General features: G+C 62.3%; 20 protein-coding genes. 8 read left to right on the plus strand and 12 right to left on the minus strand.

All coding sequences use genetic code 11. The features are described from left to right. Nucleotides 1-16: 16 nt before the first annotated feature. Nucleotides 17-1,252, plus strand: a complete 1,236-nt coding sequence (locus PZN02_RS04185) for a D-arabinono-1,4-lactone oxidase (protein ID WP_280660359.1) — start codon at nt 17-19, stop codon at nt 1,250-1,252. 81 nt (nt 1,253-1,333) lie between these two features. Here the strand turns inward: PZN02_RS04185 and grpE are convergent, their stop codons facing one another. Beyond that, complete coding sequence (gene grpE, locus PZN02_RS04190) at nt 1,334-1,960, minus strand: nucleotide exchange factor GrpE (RefSeq protein WP_280660360.1); 627 nt, start codon at nt 1,958-1,960, stop codon at nt 1,334-1,336. Nucleotides 1,961-2,113: 153 nt separating this feature from the next. Further along, nucleotides 2,114-3,193: a heat-inducible transcriptional repressor HrcA gene (gene hrcA, locus PZN02_RS04195; protein WP_280661380.1), complete on the minus strand. Its 1,080-nt coding sequence runs from the start codon at nt 3,191-3,193 to the stop codon at nt 2,114-2,116. A 157-nt stretch (nt 3,194-3,350) separates the two neighbouring features. On the opposite strand from hrcA, the gene rph reads away from it, so the two are divergent. Genes rph through hemW form a run of 4 tightly spaced genes read left to right on the plus strand, consistent with a single transcriptional unit; the run spans nt 3,351 to nt 6,376 of the window. Continuing rightward, nucleotides 3,351-4,070 (plus strand): ribonuclease PH, encoded by a 720-nt coding sequence (rph, locus tag PZN02_RS04200; protein ID WP_280660361.1) that lies wholly within the window; start codon nt 3,351-3,353, stop codon nt 4,068-4,070. Nucleotides 4,071-4,085: 15 nt separating this feature from the next. Continuing rightward, nucleotides 4,086-4,502, plus strand: a complete 417-nt coding sequence (locus PZN02_RS04205) for a VOC family protein (RefSeq protein WP_280660362.1) — start codon at nt 4,086-4,088, stop codon at nt 4,500-4,502. Between the two features lie 35 nt (nt 4,503-4,537). Continuing rightward, entirely contained in the window at nt 4,538-5,182 is a 645-nt protein-coding gene (gene rdgB / locus PZN02_RS04210) for an RdgB/HAM1 family non-canonical purine NTP pyrophosphatase (protein WP_280660363.1), read from the plus strand. Between the two features lie 12 nt (nt 5,183-5,194). After that, on the plus strand, nt 5,195-6,376 hold the full coding sequence (hemW, locus tag PZN02_RS04215) for a radical SAM family heme chaperone HemW (RefSeq protein WP_280660364.1): 1,182 nt from the start codon (nt 5,195-5,197) through the stop codon (nt 6,374-6,376). A gap of 24 nt (nt 6,377-6,400) precedes the next feature. Here hemW and PZN02_RS04220 read toward each other — a convergent pair whose 3' ends face one another. The 10 genes from PZN02_RS04220 to mutM form a co-directional block, all read right to left on the minus strand. After that, nucleotides 6,401-7,015 (minus strand): glutathione S-transferase family protein, encoded by a 615-nt coding sequence (locus PZN02_RS04220; protein WP_280660365.1) that lies wholly within the window; start codon nt 7,013-7,015, stop codon nt 6,401-6,403. Between the two features lie 258 nt (nt 7,016-7,273). Further along, nucleotides 7,274-8,137, minus strand: a complete 864-nt coding sequence (locus PZN02_RS04225) for a nuclear transport factor 2 family protein (protein WP_280660366.1) — start codon at nt 8,135-8,137, stop codon at nt 7,274-7,276. Nucleotides 8,138-8,295: 158 nt separating this feature from the next. Continuing rightward, entirely contained in the window at nt 8,296-8,778 is a 483-nt protein-coding gene (locus tag PZN02_RS04230; RefSeq protein ID WP_280660367.1) for an SRPBCC family protein, read from the minus strand. Nucleotides 8,779-8,853: 75 nt separating this feature from the next. Beyond that, complete coding sequence (locus PZN02_RS04235) at nt 8,854-10,128, minus strand: RNA polymerase sigma factor (RefSeq protein ID WP_280660368.1); 1,275 nt, start codon at nt 10,126-10,128, stop codon at nt 8,854-8,856. Continuing rightward, nucleotides 10,125-10,499 (minus strand): YciI family protein, encoded by a 375-nt coding sequence (locus PZN02_RS04240; RefSeq protein ID WP_280660369.1) that lies wholly within the window; start codon nt 10,497-10,499, stop codon nt 10,125-10,127. Before PZN02_RS04240 ends, PZN02_RS04235 begins: the two co-directional genes overlap by 4 nt. A gap of 290 nt (nt 10,500-10,789) precedes the next feature. Beyond that, nucleotides 10,790-12,235 carry a chromosomal replication initiator protein DnaA gene (dnaA, locus tag PZN02_RS04245; RefSeq protein ID WP_280661381.1) on the minus strand — a complete coding sequence of 482 codons (1,446 nt, stop codon included), beginning with the start codon at nt 12,233-12,235 and terminating at the stop codon, nt 10,790-10,792. Between the two features lie 642 nt (nt 12,236-12,877). Then, the gene (locus PZN02_RS04250) at nt 12,878-13,081 is read right to left on the minus strand and encodes a hypothetical protein (protein ID WP_280660370.1); all 204 of its coding nucleotides are present in this window, start codon (nt 13,079-13,081) and stop codon (nt 12,878-12,880) included. Nucleotides 13,082-13,248: 167 nt separating this feature from the next. Then, on the minus strand, nt 13,249-13,515 hold the full coding sequence (gene rpsT, locus PZN02_RS04255; protein ID WP_136506717.1) for a 30S ribosomal protein S20: 267 nt from the start codon (nt 13,513-13,515) through the stop codon (nt 13,249-13,251). Nucleotides 13,516-13,707: 192 nt separating this feature from the next. Continuing rightward, nucleotides 13,708-14,481, minus strand: a complete 774-nt coding sequence (locus tag PZN02_RS04260; protein WP_280660371.1) for an enoyl-CoA hydratase — start codon at nt 14,479-14,481, stop codon at nt 13,708-13,710. A 39-nt stretch (nt 14,482-14,520) separates the two neighbouring features. Continuing rightward, nucleotides 14,521-15,411, minus strand: a complete 891-nt coding sequence (gene mutM, locus PZN02_RS04265; protein ID WP_280660372.1) for a bifunctional DNA-formamidopyrimidine glycosylase/DNA-(apurinic or apyrimidinic site) lyase — start codon at nt 15,409-15,411, stop codon at nt 14,521-14,523. A gap of 221 nt (nt 15,412-15,632) precedes the next feature. Between mutM and ubiE the strand changes: the two genes are divergently transcribed. The 3 genes from ubiE (at nt 15,633) to PZN02_RS04280 (ending at nt 18,820) form a co-directional block, all read left to right on the plus strand. Then, nucleotides 15,633-16,409: a bifunctional demethylmenaquinone methyltransferase/2-methoxy-6-polyprenyl-1,4-benzoquinol methylase UbiE gene (gene ubiE, locus PZN02_RS04270; protein ID WP_280660373.1), complete on the plus strand. Its 777-nt coding sequence runs from the start codon at nt 15,633-15,635 to the stop codon at nt 16,407-16,409. 5 nt (nt 16,410-16,414) lie between these two features. Then, on the plus strand, nt 16,415-17,989 hold the full coding sequence (gene ubiB, locus PZN02_RS04275) for a 2-polyprenylphenol 6-hydroxylase (RefSeq protein ID WP_280660374.1): 1,575 nt from the start codon (nt 16,415-16,417) through the stop codon (nt 17,987-17,989). A 327-nt stretch (nt 17,990-18,316) separates the two neighbouring features. After that, complete coding sequence (locus tag PZN02_RS04280; protein WP_280660375.1) at nt 18,317-18,820, plus strand: GNAT family N-acetyltransferase; 504 nt, start codon at nt 18,317-18,319, stop codon at nt 18,818-18,820. Nucleotides 18,821-18,866: the final 46 nt, after the last annotated feature.

An 18,866-nucleotide genomic window follows, 5' to 3' on the forward strand; every position in this document is an offset into this window, starting at 1 on the left:
AGAGGGGGAGACAGGAATGCTGGATTCGGGCGGCCACTGGCGAAACTGGGTCGGGAACCAATCATGCATCGTGCGCCACAAGGGTGCACCGGACAGCGAAGCGGCGCTCGCTGAAATGGTCCGGGAAGCGACCGCCCTGGGGCTCAATGTGCGCTGCGCCGGATCGGGCCATTCGTTCACCCCGGTGGTCGCAACGAGCGGGCTCCTGCTCACCCTTTCCGGCATGCAGGGCGTGGTCAATATCGACCAGGCGCGCAAGCGGGTCTCCGTGAGGGCGGGGACGACGATCAACCAGCTTGGCAAGGTCTTGAAATCGAGCGGGCTATCACTGATCAACCAGGGCGATATCGACAGCCAGGCCCTTGCCGGTGCGCTGACAACCGGCACGCACGGCACCGGCGCCAAACTCGGCAACATGGCCTCGCAGATCGTCGGCATGCGCCTCATCCAGCCCGATGGCAGCATTCTCGTCGTCGACGAGACGACGCCGGACCTCTTGGAAGCCGCGCGTGTCTCCGTCGGCATGCTCGGGGTGATCTCCGAAATCACCCTTCAGACGATGGACGCCTACAATCTGCATGAAAAGCTTTGGCGCTGTGACTTCGACGAGTGCATGGAACAGCACGACGAACTCGCCGCCAAGCACCGCCATTTCGGCTTTTTCTGGTGCCCGGTGCCCGAAAGCCGTCACTGCTACTGCCTGCCGGACACGGCCGCGGTTTCGACCACCAGCAAGACTTCCGATGTCTGCGAGATGAAGGTGATCGACATCACCGACCGGCCGCCAATGGAGCAGGCATTCGAAAAGATCGCCTATTCCTCCGAAATCTACCCGATCGAATACATACCCAACTTCCATGAACTCGAATATGCGGTCCCCGTCGCCCACGGCAAGGATGCCGTCCAGGCGGTGCGCAAGTTGATGCTCGAAAAGCATCCGACCTGCATCTATCCGATCGAGTATCGCTTTACGGCAGGCGATTCCGGTTGGATCAGCCCGTTCTATCAGCAGGATTCGATTACGCTGTCGGTCTCGGGCGAGCCCGGCACCGACTACTGGGAATACCTGAAGGATGTCGACACAATCCTGCGTCAGTACGGCTCGCGCCCGCATTGGGGCAAGCTGCATTTCCTTGGCGCCGAGGACGTGACGGCGCTTTATCCGCGCGCCGGCGACTTTCGCGCGCTGCGCGCACGGGTCGATCCCGAAGGCCGCTTCCTGAACGATCATCTCCGGCAGCTCTTTGCCTGAGTTGATCGATCAAACGACAAAACGTCGCGCCTCCCCTTGGAGACGCGGCGTTTCAATGTCCTTCTACCGTGTCGGCAGCGCTCAGGCCGACGGCGCCCCATTTTCCGTCGCGGCAGCCTTCGGGCCGCCCTTGGAAACGCCGACCATTGCCGGACGCAGCACCCGCTCGCCGATGACATAGCCGGCCTGGATGACCTGAACGACCGTGTTGTTCGGAACGTCGGCATTCGGAACTTCGAACATCGCCTGATGGAAGTTCGGGTCGAACTTCTGACCGACCGGCTCGATTTTTTTCACACCGTGACGCTCCAGGGCTGCGAGCATCGAGCGCTCGGTCATCTCCACGCCTTCGATCAGGGCGTTGAGACCCGCCTCGCCGGCTTCTTTCGCTTCGGGCGGGATGGCCTCGAGGGCACGACGCAGGTTGTCGGACACGGCCAGCATGTCGCGCGCGAAGCCGGCGACCGAATAGGCCTTGGCATCCTTGACGTCACGCTCGGTGCGACGGCGCAGATTGTCCATCTCGGCCGCGAGGCGCAGATATTTGTCGCGCAATTCAGCATTCTCCGCTTTAGCGAGCTCCAGCGGATCCGGCGCGGCCGCTGGAGTCTCGACCTCCTGTGCTTCCGCAGCCTCCGGCGCAGCGGTGTTTACAGGTTCTTCTGCCGCAGTCGCCTCAGGTCCGTGTTTGTTCGTGTCGTCGGTCATGACGTTCTCCGGAATGTCTTTCTGTGTCTTCGACATCGCCAAGCAAGCGCAAGTCGCTTTGCTCGATCTTGGTCTTGTCTGGATTTGAAGCCGATATCGAGGTTTGGGGCCGAAAAATCAAGGGCGGAATGCCGCTACGCCGGAATTGCCGCTTCAACGCGACAGGCGCGACATCAACTGAGCGGTGTAATCGACCATAGGAACGATCCGCGAATAATTGAGCCGCGTCGGGCCAATGACGCCAACCGCGCCAACAATGCGGTCGTCGCTGTCACGATAAGGCGCGACGATCAGCGACGAGCCGGAGAGCGAAAAAAGCTTGTTTTCCGATCCGATGAAGATGCGCACGCCGGGGCCGCTCTCGGCGAGGTCGAGAAGCTCGATCAGGCTATCCTTCTTTTCGAGGTCGTCGAAAAGCATCCGAAGACGGTCGATATCCTCGGCCCCTTCCAGCCCCTCGAGCAGGTTGGCGCGGCCGCGAACGATAAGGCGCGTCGGCTTTTCGTCGCCCTCGCTGCCTGACCAGATCGCAAGCCCCCGCTCGACCAGATCCTGCGACAGGACATCGAGCTCGCCGCGCACGGTCGCCTTGAGCTTTTGCAGTTGCGCACGCACCTCGGCGATGGTTTGCCCGCCAAGATGGGCATTCAAGAAATTGGCGGCCTCGGTCAGTTGCGCGCTCGTGACGCCCGCCGGAAGCTCGATGATGCGGTTCTCGACCTGGTCGTGTTCGCCGACGAGGACGGCCAATGCCTTGGTCGGCGCCAGGCGGATGAACTCGACGTGCTTGAGCACCGGATCGCTCTTGGTGGTGATGACGAGGCCGGCGCCGCGCGACATGCCCGAAAGCATCTGGCTCGCCTCGGTAAGCAGGCTTTCCACCGTCTGGTCGCGATCACCCCGGCGAACCTGGCGTTCGATCGAAGCGCGCTCCTCCGCCGAAAGGTTGCCGACCTGCATGAAGGCGTCGACGAAGAAGCGCAGCCCCGTCTGGGTCGGAAGGCGGCCGGCGCTGACATGGGGCGAATAGATGAGGCCAAGATGCTCGAGGTCGCTCATCACGTTGCGCACGGAAGCCGGCGAAAGCGACATCGGCAGCAGCCGTGAAAGGTTGCGCGACCCGAGCGGCTCACCGCTCTCGAGGTAGGTCTCCACAATGCGGCGAAAGATTTCACCGGAACGCTCATCCAGCGCCGCCGCGATCTCCTTCGCTTCGGAATTGCGCAGTACCATGTCACTCCGTGCAGCAGTCATTCCTATCCAGCGGAAATATAGTGGCCCGAGCCGGCAATGGCAAAAGGGAAAAATCGATCCCCCCAGCCGATATCAGCCGGTTCCCTTTGCGTTCGCCATGCTCTAGAAGGCTCAGCAGAGAAAATAGGAGTTGACGATGCGGCCATCCGGCAGAAAAACCGACCAAATGCGCAAGGTTTCCTTCGAGCGCAATTTTTCCAAGCATGCGGAAGGTTCCTGCCTCGTGCGTTTCGGCGACACGCATGTGCTGTGCACGGCGAGCCTCGAGGAAAAGGTCCCCGCCTGGCTGCGCAACGGCGGCAAGGGATGGGTCACCGCCGAATACGGCATGCTGCCGCGTGCGACCGGCGAACGGATGAAGCGCGAGGCGGCGAGCGGAAAGCAGAGCGGCCGCACGCAGGAGATCCAGCGGCTGATCGGGCGGTCGCTCAGGGCTGTCGTCGATCTGCCGGCACTCGGGGAACGCCAGATTTCGATCGATTGCGACGTCATCCAGGCGGACGGCGGCACGCGGACGGCATCGATTACCGGGGCGTGGATCGCGCTCCACGACTGTCTGAAGTGGATGGAGGCGCGCAACATGGTTAAGGTCGAACGCGTGCTCAAGGACCACGTCGCCGCCATTTCCTGCGGCATCTTCGCCAGCCAGGCGGTGATCGACCTCGACTATCTCGAAGACTCCGCGGCCGAGACGGATGCCAATTTCGTCATGACCGGCAGCGGTGGCCTTGTCGAGATCCAGGGGACGGCCGAGGGAAAACCCTTCACCGAAGAGGAGTTCGCAAGCCTGATGTCGCTCGCCAAGAACGGTATCGCCGAGCTCATTGCGCTGCAGAAGCAGGCGATCGCCGGCTGATCGAAAGGACGAGATTTGACCCCGGCGCTGGAAGGCATTCTCGAAACTGCGCTCTATGCGGAAGATCTCGACCGCGCCGAGGACTTCTATGGCACGGTGCTCGGCTTGCAGCGGATCGCCCGTGCTGGCAATCGACACGTGTTCTTCCGCTGCGGCGCAGGCATACTCCTGATCTTCAATCCCGCCGAGACGGTCAAACCGCCTGCGCCGGGAGGGCTCCCCGTGCCGCCGCACGGGACGACGGGAAACGGGCACATGTGCTTCCGGGTCGCGGCTGAGGCACTGGACGCATGGAAGGAGAAACTCGAAGCCGCTGGCGTCGCGATCGAAGCGGACATCCGCTGGCCCAACGGCGCTCGCTCCTTCTACTTCCGCGACCCGGCCGGCAACAGCCTGGAATGCGCGGAGCCGGGCCTTTGGGCGATTGATTGAACGCGGCTCCAGCCGCCGGGATGGAACAGAAGAGAATGCGCAAACTAGATGACAAGACGCTCGTCGTCGCGAGCCACAATGCCGGCAAGATCCGCGAAATCCGCGACCTGATCGGTCCGCTCGGCTTCGAGGCGAAGTCGGCCGCCGATCTCAACTTCATCGAGCCGGAGGAGAGCGGCACGACGTTTGAGGAAAACGCGACGATCAAGGCGCTTGCCTCCGCAAGGGCCTCCGGCCTGCCGGCGCTTTCGGACGATTCCGGTCTTGCGATCGATGCCCTCGATGGCGCGCCGGGCGTCTACACGGCCAACTGGGCCGAACGCGAGGACGGCAGCCGCGACTTCGCCATGGCGATGGAAAAGGTGGAAAAGGCGCTTAAGGAGAAGGGCGCGGTGACGCCCGAGAGCCGAACCGCGCGCTTCGTCTCCGTGCTCTGCCTCGCCTGGCCGGACGGCCATTTCGAGCTCTTTCGCGGCGAGGTCGAAGGCCGCGTCGTCTGGCCGCCGCGCGGAACCAGCGGTTTCGGCTATGACCCGGTCTTTCAACCGAAGGGCTACGACACCACCTTTGGCGAGATGAGCGCGGAAGAGAAGCACGGCTGGAAGCCCGGCGACAGCCAGGCTCTTTCGCACCGCGCCCGCGCCTTCAAGCTGTTCGCCGAAACCTGCCTCGGCGCCTGAAAGACGAAGACAATGCATTTGAGCCCGCTCTCGGCGATCGGTGACGGCATGGATCCCGGCTTCGGGATCTATGTGCACTGGCCGTTTTGTGCGGCAAAGTGCCCCTATTGCGACTTCAACAGCCATGTCCGCCATCAGCCCGTGGACCAGCCGCGCTTCGTTACGGCCTTCCTGCGGGAAATGGAGGAAGCCCGCGAACTCTCCGGTCCGCGGACGGTCACCAGCATCTTCATGGGTGGCGGCACGCCTTCGCTGATGGATCCGGCGACCGTCGATGCAATCCTCAACGGCATCGCCAATCACTGGCACGTGCCGGATGGCATCGAGATCACCATGGAGGCCAACCCTTCGAGCGTCGAGGCGACACGCTTCCACGGCTATCGTGCTGCCGGCGTCAACCGCGTCTCGCTCGGCGTCCAGGCGTTGAACGACCGGGATCTCAAGTTCCTGGGGCGGCTGCACAATGTCGAGGATGCGCTGAAGGCGGTCCGGTTGGCGCGGGAAATCTTTCCCCGCATGTCCTTCGACTTGATCTATGCCCGCCCGAACCAGACCGTCGAGGACTGGGAGCGCGAACTGAAGGAGGCGGTCTCCTACGCGGTCGACCATCTCTCGCTCTATCAATTGACCATCGAGGAAGGCACGCCCTTCTACGGGCTGCACAAGGCCGGCAAGCTCGTCGTTCCGGACGGCGAACAGTCGGCCGTGCTCTACGAGGCGACGCAGGAGATCACCGCGGCAATCGGCATGCCGGCCTATGAAGTGTCCAATCACGCACGGCCGGGTGCGGAAAGCCGGCACAATCTCACCTATTGGCGCTATGGCGACTATGCAGGCATCGGTCCCGGCGCCCATGGGCGATTGACAATCGCCGGCACCAAGGTGGCGACGGCGACGGAACGCAAGCCGGAAGAATGGCTCCGCCTCGTCGAAGAGACCGGCCATGGCATGATCGAGCGCGAACCACTGGACCTTGAGGCCCAGGCCGACGAACTGCTGTTGATGGGCCTTCGGCTCAGGGAAGGTGTCGATCTGGCCCGCTGGCAGAGCCTTTCCGGCCGCGATCCCGATCCGGACCGCGAACAGTTCCTGATCGAGCACGGCTTCATAGAACGGCTCGGCAATTCACGGCTGCGCTGCACGCCGGCCGGCATGCTGATCCTCGACGCGGTGGTCGCCGATCTGGCTTGCTGACACACGGCCGGGATGCAACGGCGGTCAATCATGTGTCTCGCCGAAGAGCGGCGTCGCCAGCATCGAAGGCCTTTGCTCAAATTCGTCGAACCATCGCGTCAGTTTTGATCGCGAGCGGAACGACGGCAAGTTGCGGAATTCGATCCAGGAGAGGGCCGTCGCCAGCGCAACATGGCCGACGTGCAACGGAACCGCCGGGTCCAGCGTGGTTTCCAGCCAATCGTAGGTAGCCTCGATTTTTTCGGTGTAGCCCTCTCGAAGCGCCGGGTAGCGCAGTCGCTCCGGTCGCCGGACGGTCTCCCAGCGGAGACCAATAGCCGTCTGCGCCAGCCCTTGCGCGACGGATTGCAGAACCAAGGCGTGCCAACGGGCCTCGCCACTTTCTGGAATGAGTTTCCTGCCGTCGTGAACGGTGTCCAGGAAGGCGCAGATCACGTCAGAATCGAAGATCGCCGGTCCGTCCGTCCGAAGCAAGACCGGTACCTTCCCGAGTGGGTTTTCGGCGTAGACACGCTCGTTGCGTTGTGTCGGGCTGGTTTCATTGTGAATGACCTCCAGCCGGTTCGCGATACCAACTTCGTGGGCGAAAACGAGCGCCTTTCGGGCGAAGGGCGAATGGGTTTGGTAGTAGAGGATCATCTTACCTCGCAGTCTTTGAATTGACCGCGAGCGTAATGCATCAGCCGCGAAAATTGCGCTCTGATCCAGAGCCCCCCATGCAAGTTTGTTTCTTGCGGGGGGATCGCTCCTCGCTCCGCCCGCTAGATCATTTCATCGTTTCATTGAAACAGTGAAATGATTTAAGTCTTTGAAAGTGCACGATTCCGGACGGAAAACCGTTACACACTTTTCCTGGAATTGCTCTAGCTACTCGTCGGCAAATACCGTCAGGTGCGCTCAATCCTTTTTGACCGGCGCAACAATCGCCCAACTGATGCCAAAGGGATCGCGAAGCTGCCCGTAATAATCGCCCCAGAAGGCGACCTCCAACGGCATCGTCACCTCCGCGCCCGCGGCGACGGCACGCTTCCACCAGAAATCCGCGTCATCGACAACCAGGTGCAGCACGATCCCCTGCGGCGCGGCATAGGGCATGCCGTGTTCCGGGAATGGATCGTTCAACATCAGCGCACCGCCGTTGATCGTCAGGTGGCAATGGATGAGGCGCTTGCCGTCTTCGGCATATTTGCGATCCTCCTCCTTGGCGCCGAAGGCACGGCCGTAGAATTCCGCCGTGGCATTCGCGTCCTGGACGTTGAGATAGGCGATGACGCCGGCCATCGGCGGGCGCGACGGCGCCTGCCAATCGACCTCTGATGTCGGATCGAGGTCGATTGCCGCCTTGAAGCTCCCATCCATGTAGAAAGGCACCGACTCGTGCTGATGGGCGATCTTCCATCCTTTCTCAGTTCGCTTCAAACCCAGCGTCTGGCGAAACCAGAGCGCCGCCTTTTCGCCATCCTGTTTCTCGCCGGAGAGATGGGTGAGCGCCGTCGCGAAGGCGACGTCGCCGCCGGCCGAGATCTCCAGTTCCTGAAGCCGGTAGCCGAGCGGCCCCTTCCAGGTCGAGAACCACTGCTCAAGGCCCTCGGCACCCGCCGCTGTCTCCTTGAGAGGCGGCGCCAACGAAAAGACAATGCAATCTTCCGAGCCGTGGGCATGCACGCGACGCGCGTCCTTCTCGCGCATGGCGCCTGCCCAATCCTCGATCACCGCACGAATCTCGTCGACGGCGGCGGTTTTCTTTCCGATGTCGGACATGGTTCATCTCCTTGATCAATGGGAAGGCGGAAGCCCACTGCACGTTGCCTTGAATCGGAGCCGATTCAAGGGACAAAACATGCAGCAAATTCAACGTTCTACAGCGACCTTTGTGCCCCTGAAAGACGCACGGCGCTGTAGGCCACCGCCCATTCGTGTCAGAGTTTTGCGACAAGCGCGGCGAGCTGGTCGGCGCATTGCCCCCAGCCCTCATGAAAACCCATCTTTTCGTGCGCTTCCCGGTCCGCCGAGCTCCAGTGGCGGGCGCGGGCGGTGTAGCGGGTCTTGCCGTTTTCGTCCTCGAAAGTCAGGATCGCCGTCATGAAGGGTTTCTCCGAAGGCTTCCAAGCTTCTGTGTATGCATCGGTCAGGACCAGCTTCTCGTTCGGAACAACCTCCAGATAGACGCCCTGATTGGGATAGAGCTCGCCCTTCGGGGAGCGCATGACGAACCGGTTGGTACCACCTGACCTCACATCGAGCTCCGCTTCCGTGATCGTCCACGGCAAGGGTGCAAACCATTGCTTCAGGAGTTCCGCATCCGTGAAGGCGCGATAAACCTTTTCGCGCGGCGCATCGATGAGGCGGGTGAGCACCAGTTCGCGCTCGTCGGCGGGCTTGATGTCGGGTGCTGCAGTCATTTCCAATTCCTCCGTGGTGGGTTCAATCCGAGGACGATCGGGAAAATCGGAGTCCGACAGCGACAGCCGATATTTTTATTGTTTTTCCTCGGCAAGGTCCGCGCGGCCTGGTTCCGCCGCAAGATGATCGAGCTGCATGCGGATATAGGCGGCCTCCGCCGCGTTCGTCGCAAGCGCAATGGCGCGGTCGAACGCAACGCGCGCCTCGCGGGCGCGCCCCATCTGCTTGAGCAGCCCCCCGCGCAGACCGTGATAGTAGAAATAGCCCGAGAGTCTTTCGCCAAGCGGCTCGACCAACGCCAATGCCGCTTCCGGCCCCTCGCGCTTCGACACTGCGACGGCGCGGTTGAGGGTGACGACGGGCGACGGTTGCAGACGTTCGAGCGTCTGATAGAGCAGGTCGATTTGCTCCCAGTCCGTCAGTTCGGGACGCTCGGCACGCGCATGAAGCGCCGCAATGGCTGCCTGGACCTGGTAGGGGCCGGGACGCCGGTGCCGCATCGCCTTGTCGATCATTGCGAGCGCCTCGGTGATCATCCCCCTGTTCCACAGCCGCCGGTCCTGATCTTCGAGCAGGACGATGGCGCCATGTGCATCGAAGCGCGCCCTGGCACGCGAATGCTGAAGCAACAACAGGGCAGTCAGGCCCATGATTTCCGGTTCGGCCGGAAACAGCCTGAGGAGCAGCCGGGCGAGCCGGATCGCCTCGTCGCATAGATCCGCCGACACGCCCTCAGGACCATTCATCGCCGAATAGCCTTCGTTGAAGACGAGATAAATCATCGTCGCCACGGCCGCGAGGCGCTCGGCGCGGTCAGCGGCATCGGGCGTCTCGAAGGGAATGCCGGCCGCCGCGACGCGCGCCTTGGCGCGGGTAATGCGCTGCTCCATCGCCGCTTCGCTGACGAGAAAGGCGCGCGCGATCTGCCTGACGGAGAGGCCGGAGACGACCCGGAGCGCCAGCGCGATCTGCTGGGTCGCCGGCAGGGCCGGATTGCTGCAGACGAAGAGCAGCCGCAGGATGTCGTCGCGGTAATGCGAGCCGTCGAGACGGTCGGCGAGTTCGCTCTCCCTGTCTTCGAGGTCCGACAGCAACTCCTCCGGCGGCAGCACCGTTTCACGCGCTTGGCGCCGCACCTTGTCGATGCCGCTGTTGCGACCGACGAAGATCAGCCAGGCCGCGGGATCCCGCGGCGGGCCACTTTTCGGCCAGGTCTTCAATGCCCGGATGCAGGCCTCCTGGAAGGCTTCTTCGGCCATGTCGAGATTGCGAAAATAGCGCAGAAGCGCGCCCATCGCCTGCGGCCGGGCGGAAACCAGAGCGAGGTCGATCCAGGCAGTGTCTGTCATGACGGAAGCTCACCAGGCTTATAGAGAGCAAGCGGGCGGATCTCGTAGGAGCCCGAGCTCGGATTGGCGGTACTCAGGTCGCGGGCGAAGTCGAGGGCTTCGTCGAGCGATCCGCAATCGATCAGGTAGAAGCCGAGCAGTTGCTCCTTGGTTTCGGCGAAGGGGCCGTCGATGACGATTGTCTCGCCCGGGGCGTGGCGCAGCGTGGTAGCCGCCGTCGTCGGCAGGAGGCGCGCAACCGGCCCAAGCTTGCCGGCTTCGACATACTTGCGCTGGACGGAGGTGAGGTCGCGCATGACCCTATCCTCCTCCTCCTTGCTCCAGGCACTCGTGACGCTTTCATCGTTGTAGCAAAGCACCGCATAAAGCATTGAAAACTCCTCGGCTGGTTTGAAGACGAATGGAGCTAGTGATAGCCGACAAGCGCGGCGAAAAAAATGTATCGATTGCGGAATTGGCCCGCCTGCGGATAACAAAAATGCGCATGGTCTTGCGCCCGCATCCCGCTCCAATCCTTATGGCGAGTTCGCGTTCGCGATCCTGTTCGACCCGGTCCAAAATCAGCGCAGCAAAGAAGTCTAACTTGCAGCATGCGCGCAACAAAAAGGCCCGGCGCAGCCGGGCCAATTCGTAAGCTTCAGCCTACCAATCGACGGATAGCTTATTCGTTGATCAGCCGCTTCAAGAGCTCAATCTCATGGCTGAGCTTCGTATCCGCCGCGATCAACTCCTCGATCTTGCGCACGGCATGCAGTACCGTCGTGTGATCGCGACCGCCAAAGCGTCGGCCGATTTCCGGGAAGGAGCGCGGCGTCAGGGTCTTGGACAGATACATGGCGATCTGCCGTGGCTTGACGATGACGCGCGTGCGGCGGTTCGACACCAGTTCCTGGCGCGAAACGTTGTAGTGCTTGGCGACGACGCGCTGGATGTCTTCGATACGCACTCGCCGTGGTTCACCGGCGTTGACCAGGTGACCGAGCAGTTCGTCGACGCGCTCGATCGAGAGCTGAGGCTCGAAGGAGCGGCGGAAGAGCAGCTGGTTGAAAGCGCCCTCCAGTTCGCGGCCGCTGGCCGTGACATTGCGCGCGACATGGCACAGGATATCGGTCGGAATATCGAGCGATGCGTCATCCTGGCGCGCGACCTCGAGCCGCCGCTTCAGCATCTCCAGACGCATGTCGTAATCCGGACCTTCCATCTCGATCGCAACACCGCCCTGAAGCCGCGAGCGAACGCGGCTGTCGAGCGATTCCAGCTCCCACGGCGCGCGGTCGGCAGCGACCACGACCTGTTTGGCCGAGTCGAGCAGCATGTTCAGGAGATGGCAGAATTCGTGCTGGATCGACTTGCCCTGCAGGAACTGCATGTCATCGATCACCAGAAGATCGATGTTGCGCAGCGATTCCTTGAGAGACAGAGCATCGTTGTCGCGGATCGCGGTCGCGAAGCGCCACATGAAGTATTCCGCCGTCAGATAGACGACGCGTGGCGCCCGCGCGCTCTGCAGGGCGGCGATCGCGACCGCCTGCAGGAGATGCGTTTTGCCGAGCCCAACGCTCGAATGGATGAAGAGCGGATTGAAGCGCACCGCGCCGGCGCCAGCCTCGGCGATGGTGCGCGCGGCTGCGAGCGCCACCCGGTTCGACGAACCTTCGACGAAACTGTCGAAATTGTAGCGCTGATCAAGCGGCGAGCCGAAAAGCGGTGCCTGGGCCGGTCTCTGGACCGCTGCCACCGCCGCCGCCGCGACCGAGGCAATCGGTTGGGCCGCTGCCGCACGGCGTGCCGGGGCGGCCGGAGCCGCTTCTGCTGCCGCCGGCATCGCTTCTTCGTGGGCAACCGGGCGCGCACCGCGCGTTGCGGTGCGGACGAGGATTTCCACCTTCAGAATTTCGCCGTCTTCCTGCTGGAACAGGCTGGTGATGAGATCGAGATATCGGTTGTTGATCCAGGACTTCAAAAACGTCGTGGGCACCGAAAGACGTACAACGCTCTTGGAAATCGAATGGAGCTTGAGACGTCCAAACCAGCTTGCGAAGACATCCGGACCGACTTGAGCTTTCAAACGCGCACTTACCCGCTCAAAAAGTGCGTCATGCCGCATGTCCTGTTTTTCCCCCGCCGCCTGAGACTGATTGCTTCCGGCCTGACGCGCGTCAGGTGCCGTCGCCAAATTCATCTGCATGTTGCCGCCTTCCAAATTCACGCTCCGATGCCGTCATTGCTGCCGGCCTCATCTCTTATGCCCGTCTGCCACGGCCGCCTTCAAAGCCATGCCGCGTCCGACGGGCGCCCTGTCGCACCGAAAACCGGGCTCCTCATATCCCGTTCCGGTGCGCGCTGCGCTCATCCGCTCGCTTCCGTGAGCGAATGTCCCCTAGCGCCTCGCCTTTACCGACTCCACCCGGCTGCTTTCAAGCCACGTTAGGGTCGCATTCCTCACCGGCTGCGCCGCACCCTCGTACGAAGCGGACAGCCCACCTTTCTCCTTTTCCCGGAAACGCCTTCCGGCGTCCTCCCGTTGCCCACCCACTTACGCAACCACAAGACGAAAAATCCTCGTTCCGGAACGAAGCATCGGCCCGGTTTTTCTATCTCGACTTGTATGATTGAACGACGTGGAATGACCCCGCCACAGAGAACAGAAAGCTCGAGGCCACCTCAAACGAAATGGCCCTGTTCTTCCCTTTACAGATATGATCCGTGTCCCCTGTGGGAGGCATTTAGGCAGGATCGATCCGCAAGATCAATCGCGAATTTTACCGACCGTTAAACGCCGCCGGTTGACTCTCTCGCCGCCTTTTGCTTGCCGCATTCTGAGTCCATCAAGAATCGCTTTTGAATCAAGGGTTTTGATTTTCACGCGCTTGCTTAGCTGGCGAAAAAGAAAAAAAATAAAAATTCGCTTGACTCGCTTCGGACCCCGCTCGTCCCCGATCTTCGACGACATTCGCGCAAAGACCTCGCGTAAGCCATTGAACTTGCTTCAAAAAATTTGTCATCGCAGTGACACAAGCCAAAACCCGGCTGTTTGTCCATTGCCGTGACAGAAGTATGAATCCGAAAAGCCCGGCGCAAGGGCCGGGCCTTTCATCAACAGATTTTTATTTAGCCGGGTTAGGCCGAAAGGGCCTTCACGCGCTGTGCGAGGCGCGAAACCTTGCGCGAAGCCGTGTTGGCATGCAGCACGCCCTTGGTGGCGGCGCGCATCAGTTCCGGCTGCGCTGCCTTGAGGGCGGCGGCGGCGACTGCCTGATCGCCGGAGGCGATGGCTTCTTCCACCTTGCGGATGAAGTTGCGGACGCGCGAACGACGGGCCTTGTTCACTGCGGTGCGGCGTGCGATCTTGCGGGTCGCCTTTTTCGCCGAAGTTGTATTGGCCATTGATGCCTCTCTTCGAAAACTGACATGAACTCCGCCTTCGCCGTGCCGGGTCACTGCGACCTGTCATCCAAAGCAATTCGGGAGCATTATCGGAAAGCCTCAGAAAGCGGCGTTCCAAACTGAGGGCGGCGTATAGCTGGAAACCGCCCTCTCGTCAACGCGCAAATTTGAGAAAACTGCGCGCATTGCGCGTCACTTATGCCTGAATTCGGCTTTGCGCTTTCCGACGAAGGCGGCCATCCCCTCCTTCTGATCCTCGGTCGCAAAGAGCGACTGGAAAAGCCGCCGCTCGAAGCGCAGACCTTCGGCCAAGGTAACCTCCAGCGAGCGGTTGACCGCCTCCTTGGCCATCACCACCGCTGGCAGCGAGAAAGCGGCGATCTTTTCGGCGGTGGCGAGCGCCTCTTCCATCAGTTTTTCAGGCGCCACCACACGCGAAACGAGTCCCGACCGCTCGGCTTCCGCCGCATCCATCATCCGGCCGGTCAGCACCAGATCCATGGCCTTCGCCTTGCCAACGGCGCGGGTGAGGCGCTGCGAACCGCCCATGCCCGGAATGACGCCGAGGGTAATCTCCGGCTGGCCGAACTTCGCCGACTCCGACGCAATGATGATGTCGCACATCATCGCGAGCTCGCAGCCGCCACCGAGCGCAAAGCCGGAAACGGCGGCGATCACTGGCTTGCGGGCGCCGGCGACCCGCTCCCATCCGCCGAGAAAATCGCCAAGATAGGAATCGACGAAATCGAGCGCCTGCATCTCCTTGATATCGGCGCCGGCCGCGAATGCGCGCTCCGAACCGGTCAGCACGATCGCGCCGATGTCCTTGTTCGCATCGAAGCCCTTAAACGCCGCATCGAGCTCCCGCATCACGGTCGAATTCAACGCGTTCAGCGCCTGCGGGCGGTTGAGCGTGATCAGGCCCACGCGTCCACGTGTTTCGACCAGCAACGTCTCGTAACTCATTCTAAATCTCCTCCATTGCGATGCGCCCGGTCGAGCGCCCTATTTCTGGCAGCGCGGGCAGTAGAAGGTCGAACGCCCGGCATGAACGATGCGGGCGACCGTACCGCCGCAGCCCGGCTTGCGGCAAGTCTCGCCTTCACGATCGTAGACCGAAAAGGAATGCTGGAAGTAGCCGAGCGAGCCGTCCGCCTGGATGTGGTCCTTCAAGGACGAACCGCCGGCGGCGATGGCGTCGGCGATCACGTCGCGGATCGCCCGCGTCAACGTCACCAGGCCTTGCTTCGCGTGCCCCCGCTTGTCCACCAGGGAGCCGGCCGGACGGGAGGGCGACAGGTCCGACCGCCACAGCGCTTCGCAAACATAGATATTGCCAAGGCCGGCAACGATCTTCTGATCCAGAAGCGCTGCCTTGAGCGGCTGCGCCTTGCCGGCAAAGCGCGCGGCGAGATAGGCGGCATCGAGCGCGTTGCCCGTCGGCTCCTGGCCGAGGTCGCGGAAGAACACGTGATCGGCGATCCCGTCGCGCCGGGCGAGATCCATGAAGCCGAAGCGGCGCGGGTCGTTGTAGATCACGCGCGCAGGGCCGGATCGGGCGTTGAGATGAAAAATCACGTGATCATGCTTCTCGTCCTTACCGCGCGGATGATGGAACGTGCCCGGTGCGGCGGGATCGTCGCCGGCCTCGATCCGGAAAGAACCGGACATGCCGAGATGCGCGATGATCACATCGCCGCCTTCGAGATCGATCATCAGATATTTGGCGCGGCGCGACAGGGAAACGATGCGGCGCCCTGAGACGGAAGCTGAAAAATTGTCGGGAAAGGGAAAGCGCAGGTCCGGTCTGCGCAACTCGGCCCGCACGAGAATCGCCCCCTCCATGGTCGGCGCCAGCCCCCGCTTCACCGTCTCGACCTCGGGCAATTCCGGCATTGTTCGTCTTCCTTCTTGCGCTCGCGCACCGGTCGTGCACGGCATTCCCTTCACGGCATTGATGTCCTATAGGGATGCAGCGATTTAAAGTGTTACAGCGACCCTTGTGCGTCCGAAAGACGCACAACGCTGTAGGCCGCAACCATCCTCACCGCTGAGATAGCGCGGACGGGGCGATTTCGCTATGGTGCCGGCAAATTTGGTTGAAGTGGAGTTTTCGCATGACGGATGAGCGCGTATCGGCCAATGGGGGCATGGAAACCTCCTTCGGTTTTCGCGAGGTCGGCACGGGCGAAAAGCAGCCGCTTGTCAACGATGTCTTCCACAAGGTCGCCAAGCGCTACGACATCATGAACGACGTGATGTCGGCCGGGCTTCACCGTGTCTGGAAGGATGCGATGATCGCGGCGCTCAATCCGCCGCGACGGGAAGGCTATCGAGTGCTCGATGTGGCCGGCGGCACCGGCGACATCGCGTTTCGCATCGTTGAAGCCTCCGATCGCAAGGCCCATGCGACCGTGCTCGATATCAATGGCTCGATGCTCGCCGTCGGCGCCGAACGGGCAAGAAAGAAGAAGCTTGCGCCCAATCTCGACTTCGTCGAGGCCAATGCCGAGGAACTGCCTTTCGCTTCGAATTCCTTCGACGCCTACACGATTGCCTTCGGTATCCGCAACGTGCCGCGCATCGACGTGGCGCTCAAGGAGGCCTATCGCGTATTGAAGCGCGGCGGACGACTGCTGGTGCTCGAGTTTTCCGAGGTCGAGATACCGCTCCTAGACCGTTTCTATGATGCCTGGTCGTTCAACGCGATTCCCAAATTCGGCAAGCTGATCACGGGTGACGATGCTCCCTACCAGTATCTGGTCGAATCGATCCGGAGGTTTCCGAACCAGCGCAATTTCGCCGCGATGATCAAGGATGCCGGCTTTTCACGCGTCTCGTTCACCAACTATACCGGCGGTATCGCAGCACTTCATTCCGGCTGGAAAATCTGAACGCAATGAGCACGCCTGGAGCATATTTCCGCCTCGTGCGGATCGGCTGGGTCCTTGCGCGCGAGGATGCCTTTTCTGCCGTCCCTTCCGAGCATCTTCCTCCGCTTGCGCGTTTCGTGCAGCGGCTCGCAGGATTGCTTGCCCGCCGCAGGGCCCGGTTGGAGGCGCGCAGCGGCCGGCTTGCCCGGGCCGTCGAACGGCTCGGTCCATCCTATGTCAAGATCGGCCAGTTCCTGGCGACGCGCCCGGATGTCGTCGGTGCCGAACTCGCCGCCGATCTCTCGCTCTTGCAGGACCGGATGGCGACGTTTCCCGAGAGCGACGCCAGGGCCGCGATCGAAGGCTCGCTCGGCCGATCGGTCGATGCGCTTTTTGCCGAATTTTCCGAGCCGATGGCGGCCGCCTCGATTGCACAGGTCCATCCCGCCGTCGTCCTGCGCGACGGCAAGCGCGAAAAGGTGGCCGTCAAAGTCATCCGGCCGGGCGTGCGCCAGCGCTTTGCCGCCGACATCGAGGCCATGTACCTGGTCTCCCGCATGCAGGAGCGGTTCCTTCCCTATACGCGGCGGCTGAGGCCGGTCGAGGTGACGAAGACGATCGAGCAGACGACCAAGGTCGAGATGGACCTGAGGCTCGAGGCGGCAGCACTTTCCGAACTCGGAGAAAACACCAAGGAAGATTCCGGCTTCCGCGTGCCCAAGGTCGACTGGGAACGCACCGGCCGCGACGTCGTCACCATGGAATGGATCGACGGCGTGAAGATGTCGGACATCGACGGTCTGAGAGCCGCCGGCCACGATCTCAACCGGCTCGCCGAAACGCTGATCCAGTCCTTCCTGCGCCACACACTGCGCGACGGTTTCTTTCACGCGGACATGCATCAGGGCAACCTGTTCGTCGACGACGCCGGTCATATCGTCGCCGTCGACATGGGCATCGTCGGGCGGCTCGGCAAGAAGGAACGCCGCTTTCTCGCCGAGATCCTCTACGGCTTCATCATGCGCGACTACCAGCGCGTCGCCGACGTGCATTTCGAGGCCGGCTACGTGCCCCGGCATCATGATGCCGCGAGCTTCGCCCAGGCGATCCGAGCGATCGGCGAGCCGATCCATGGTCAGCCGGCCGAGACCATCTCGATGGCGAAGCTCTTGACACTGCTCTTCGAGGTGACCGAGCTCTTCGACATGCAGACGCGCCCGGAGCTCGTCATGCTGCAGAAGACCATGGTCGTCGTCGAAGGTGTTGCCCGTACGCTCAACCCGCGTTTCAACATGTGGAAGGCGTCGGAACCGGTCGTCGGCAAATGGATCAGGGACAATCTCGGGCCGAAGCGTATCGTGGCGGACCTTCGCGATGGTCTGCATGCGGCGCTGAGAGTTGCCGAGGCGGTGCCAGAGATCGCCGCCCGGACCGAGCGCTTCTCATCGGAAATCATGGCGATGAGCGAGAACGGCCTGCGCTTCGATGCCGAAACCGCGCAGGCGATCGGCAAGGCCGAGGCGCGCCACACGCGCTCCGGCCGCATTGCGCTCTGGATCATCGCGGCGACGCTTATCTATATCGCCTGGCAGCTTGGGTGACTGGTTGCAATTGCCCCTCACCCTAACCCTCTTCCCGCAAAGCGGGGCGATGGGACCTGAGAGGGCGTCGCGAGTCTCCTTCGCCCCGCCTGCGGGGATGAGGGGCCTACCGCGGAAACTTTGCGCCCCCTTCCGATTCCTCGCATCCTGAAGTAGCATCCAGCCATGGACAGTCGTTTTGCGCTCGTGATGATGGTGACCACGCAGACCCCAGGGTGTGCGGGGAGCCTGTTGCGCTAAGCGGACCGTCTCCACGCCAACCCTGCCGAGGCAAGCAGGGTTCTGGCTCTGTTTCCTCGGTCTTACATCATGACGAGAGAGGAAACGATGACCGCTAACCAACCCGAATTGCTGATCCGCGCCGCGTCCGCCACAGATTGGGAGGCGCTCGCCGCCTTGCGGGACTTGCCCGGCGTTCGGGCGGGCACATTGCGGTTGCCCTTCGCGCGACCGGAACAGACGCGGAAATGGCTCGAAAACCTCACAGAAGCCGACATGGTCATCGTCGCCGAGCTGGAAGGGCGGATCGTCGGGCTGGCCGGTCTGCACCGCCACCAGGGCCGGCGGCAGCATGCCGCCGATCTCGGCATGTCGGTGCACGACGACTACCGGCGGCGCGGCATCGGCAGGGCGCTGCTCGAGGCGCTGATCGACGCGGCCGACCGGTGGCTTGGCATTTCCCGCCTCGAGTTGACGGTCTTTACCGATAACGAAGCGGCGATCGGACTTTACCGCCAGGCGGGTTTCGTCACCGAGGGCGTGCTGAAATCCTGGGCGCTGCGCGATGGGGTCCTTGCCGACGTAATGGCGATGGCGCGGCTGCGCCCATGAATGAGGAAGGTCCTTCCTCCCTATTGACCGCGCGGCGCAAGCGCGT

This window comes from Sinorhizobium garamanticum (genome assembly GCF_029892065.1).
In the GTDB taxonomy this organism is placed as follows: Bacteria; Pseudomonadota; Alphaproteobacteria; order Rhizobiales; family Rhizobiaceae; genus Sinorhizobium; species Sinorhizobium garamanticum.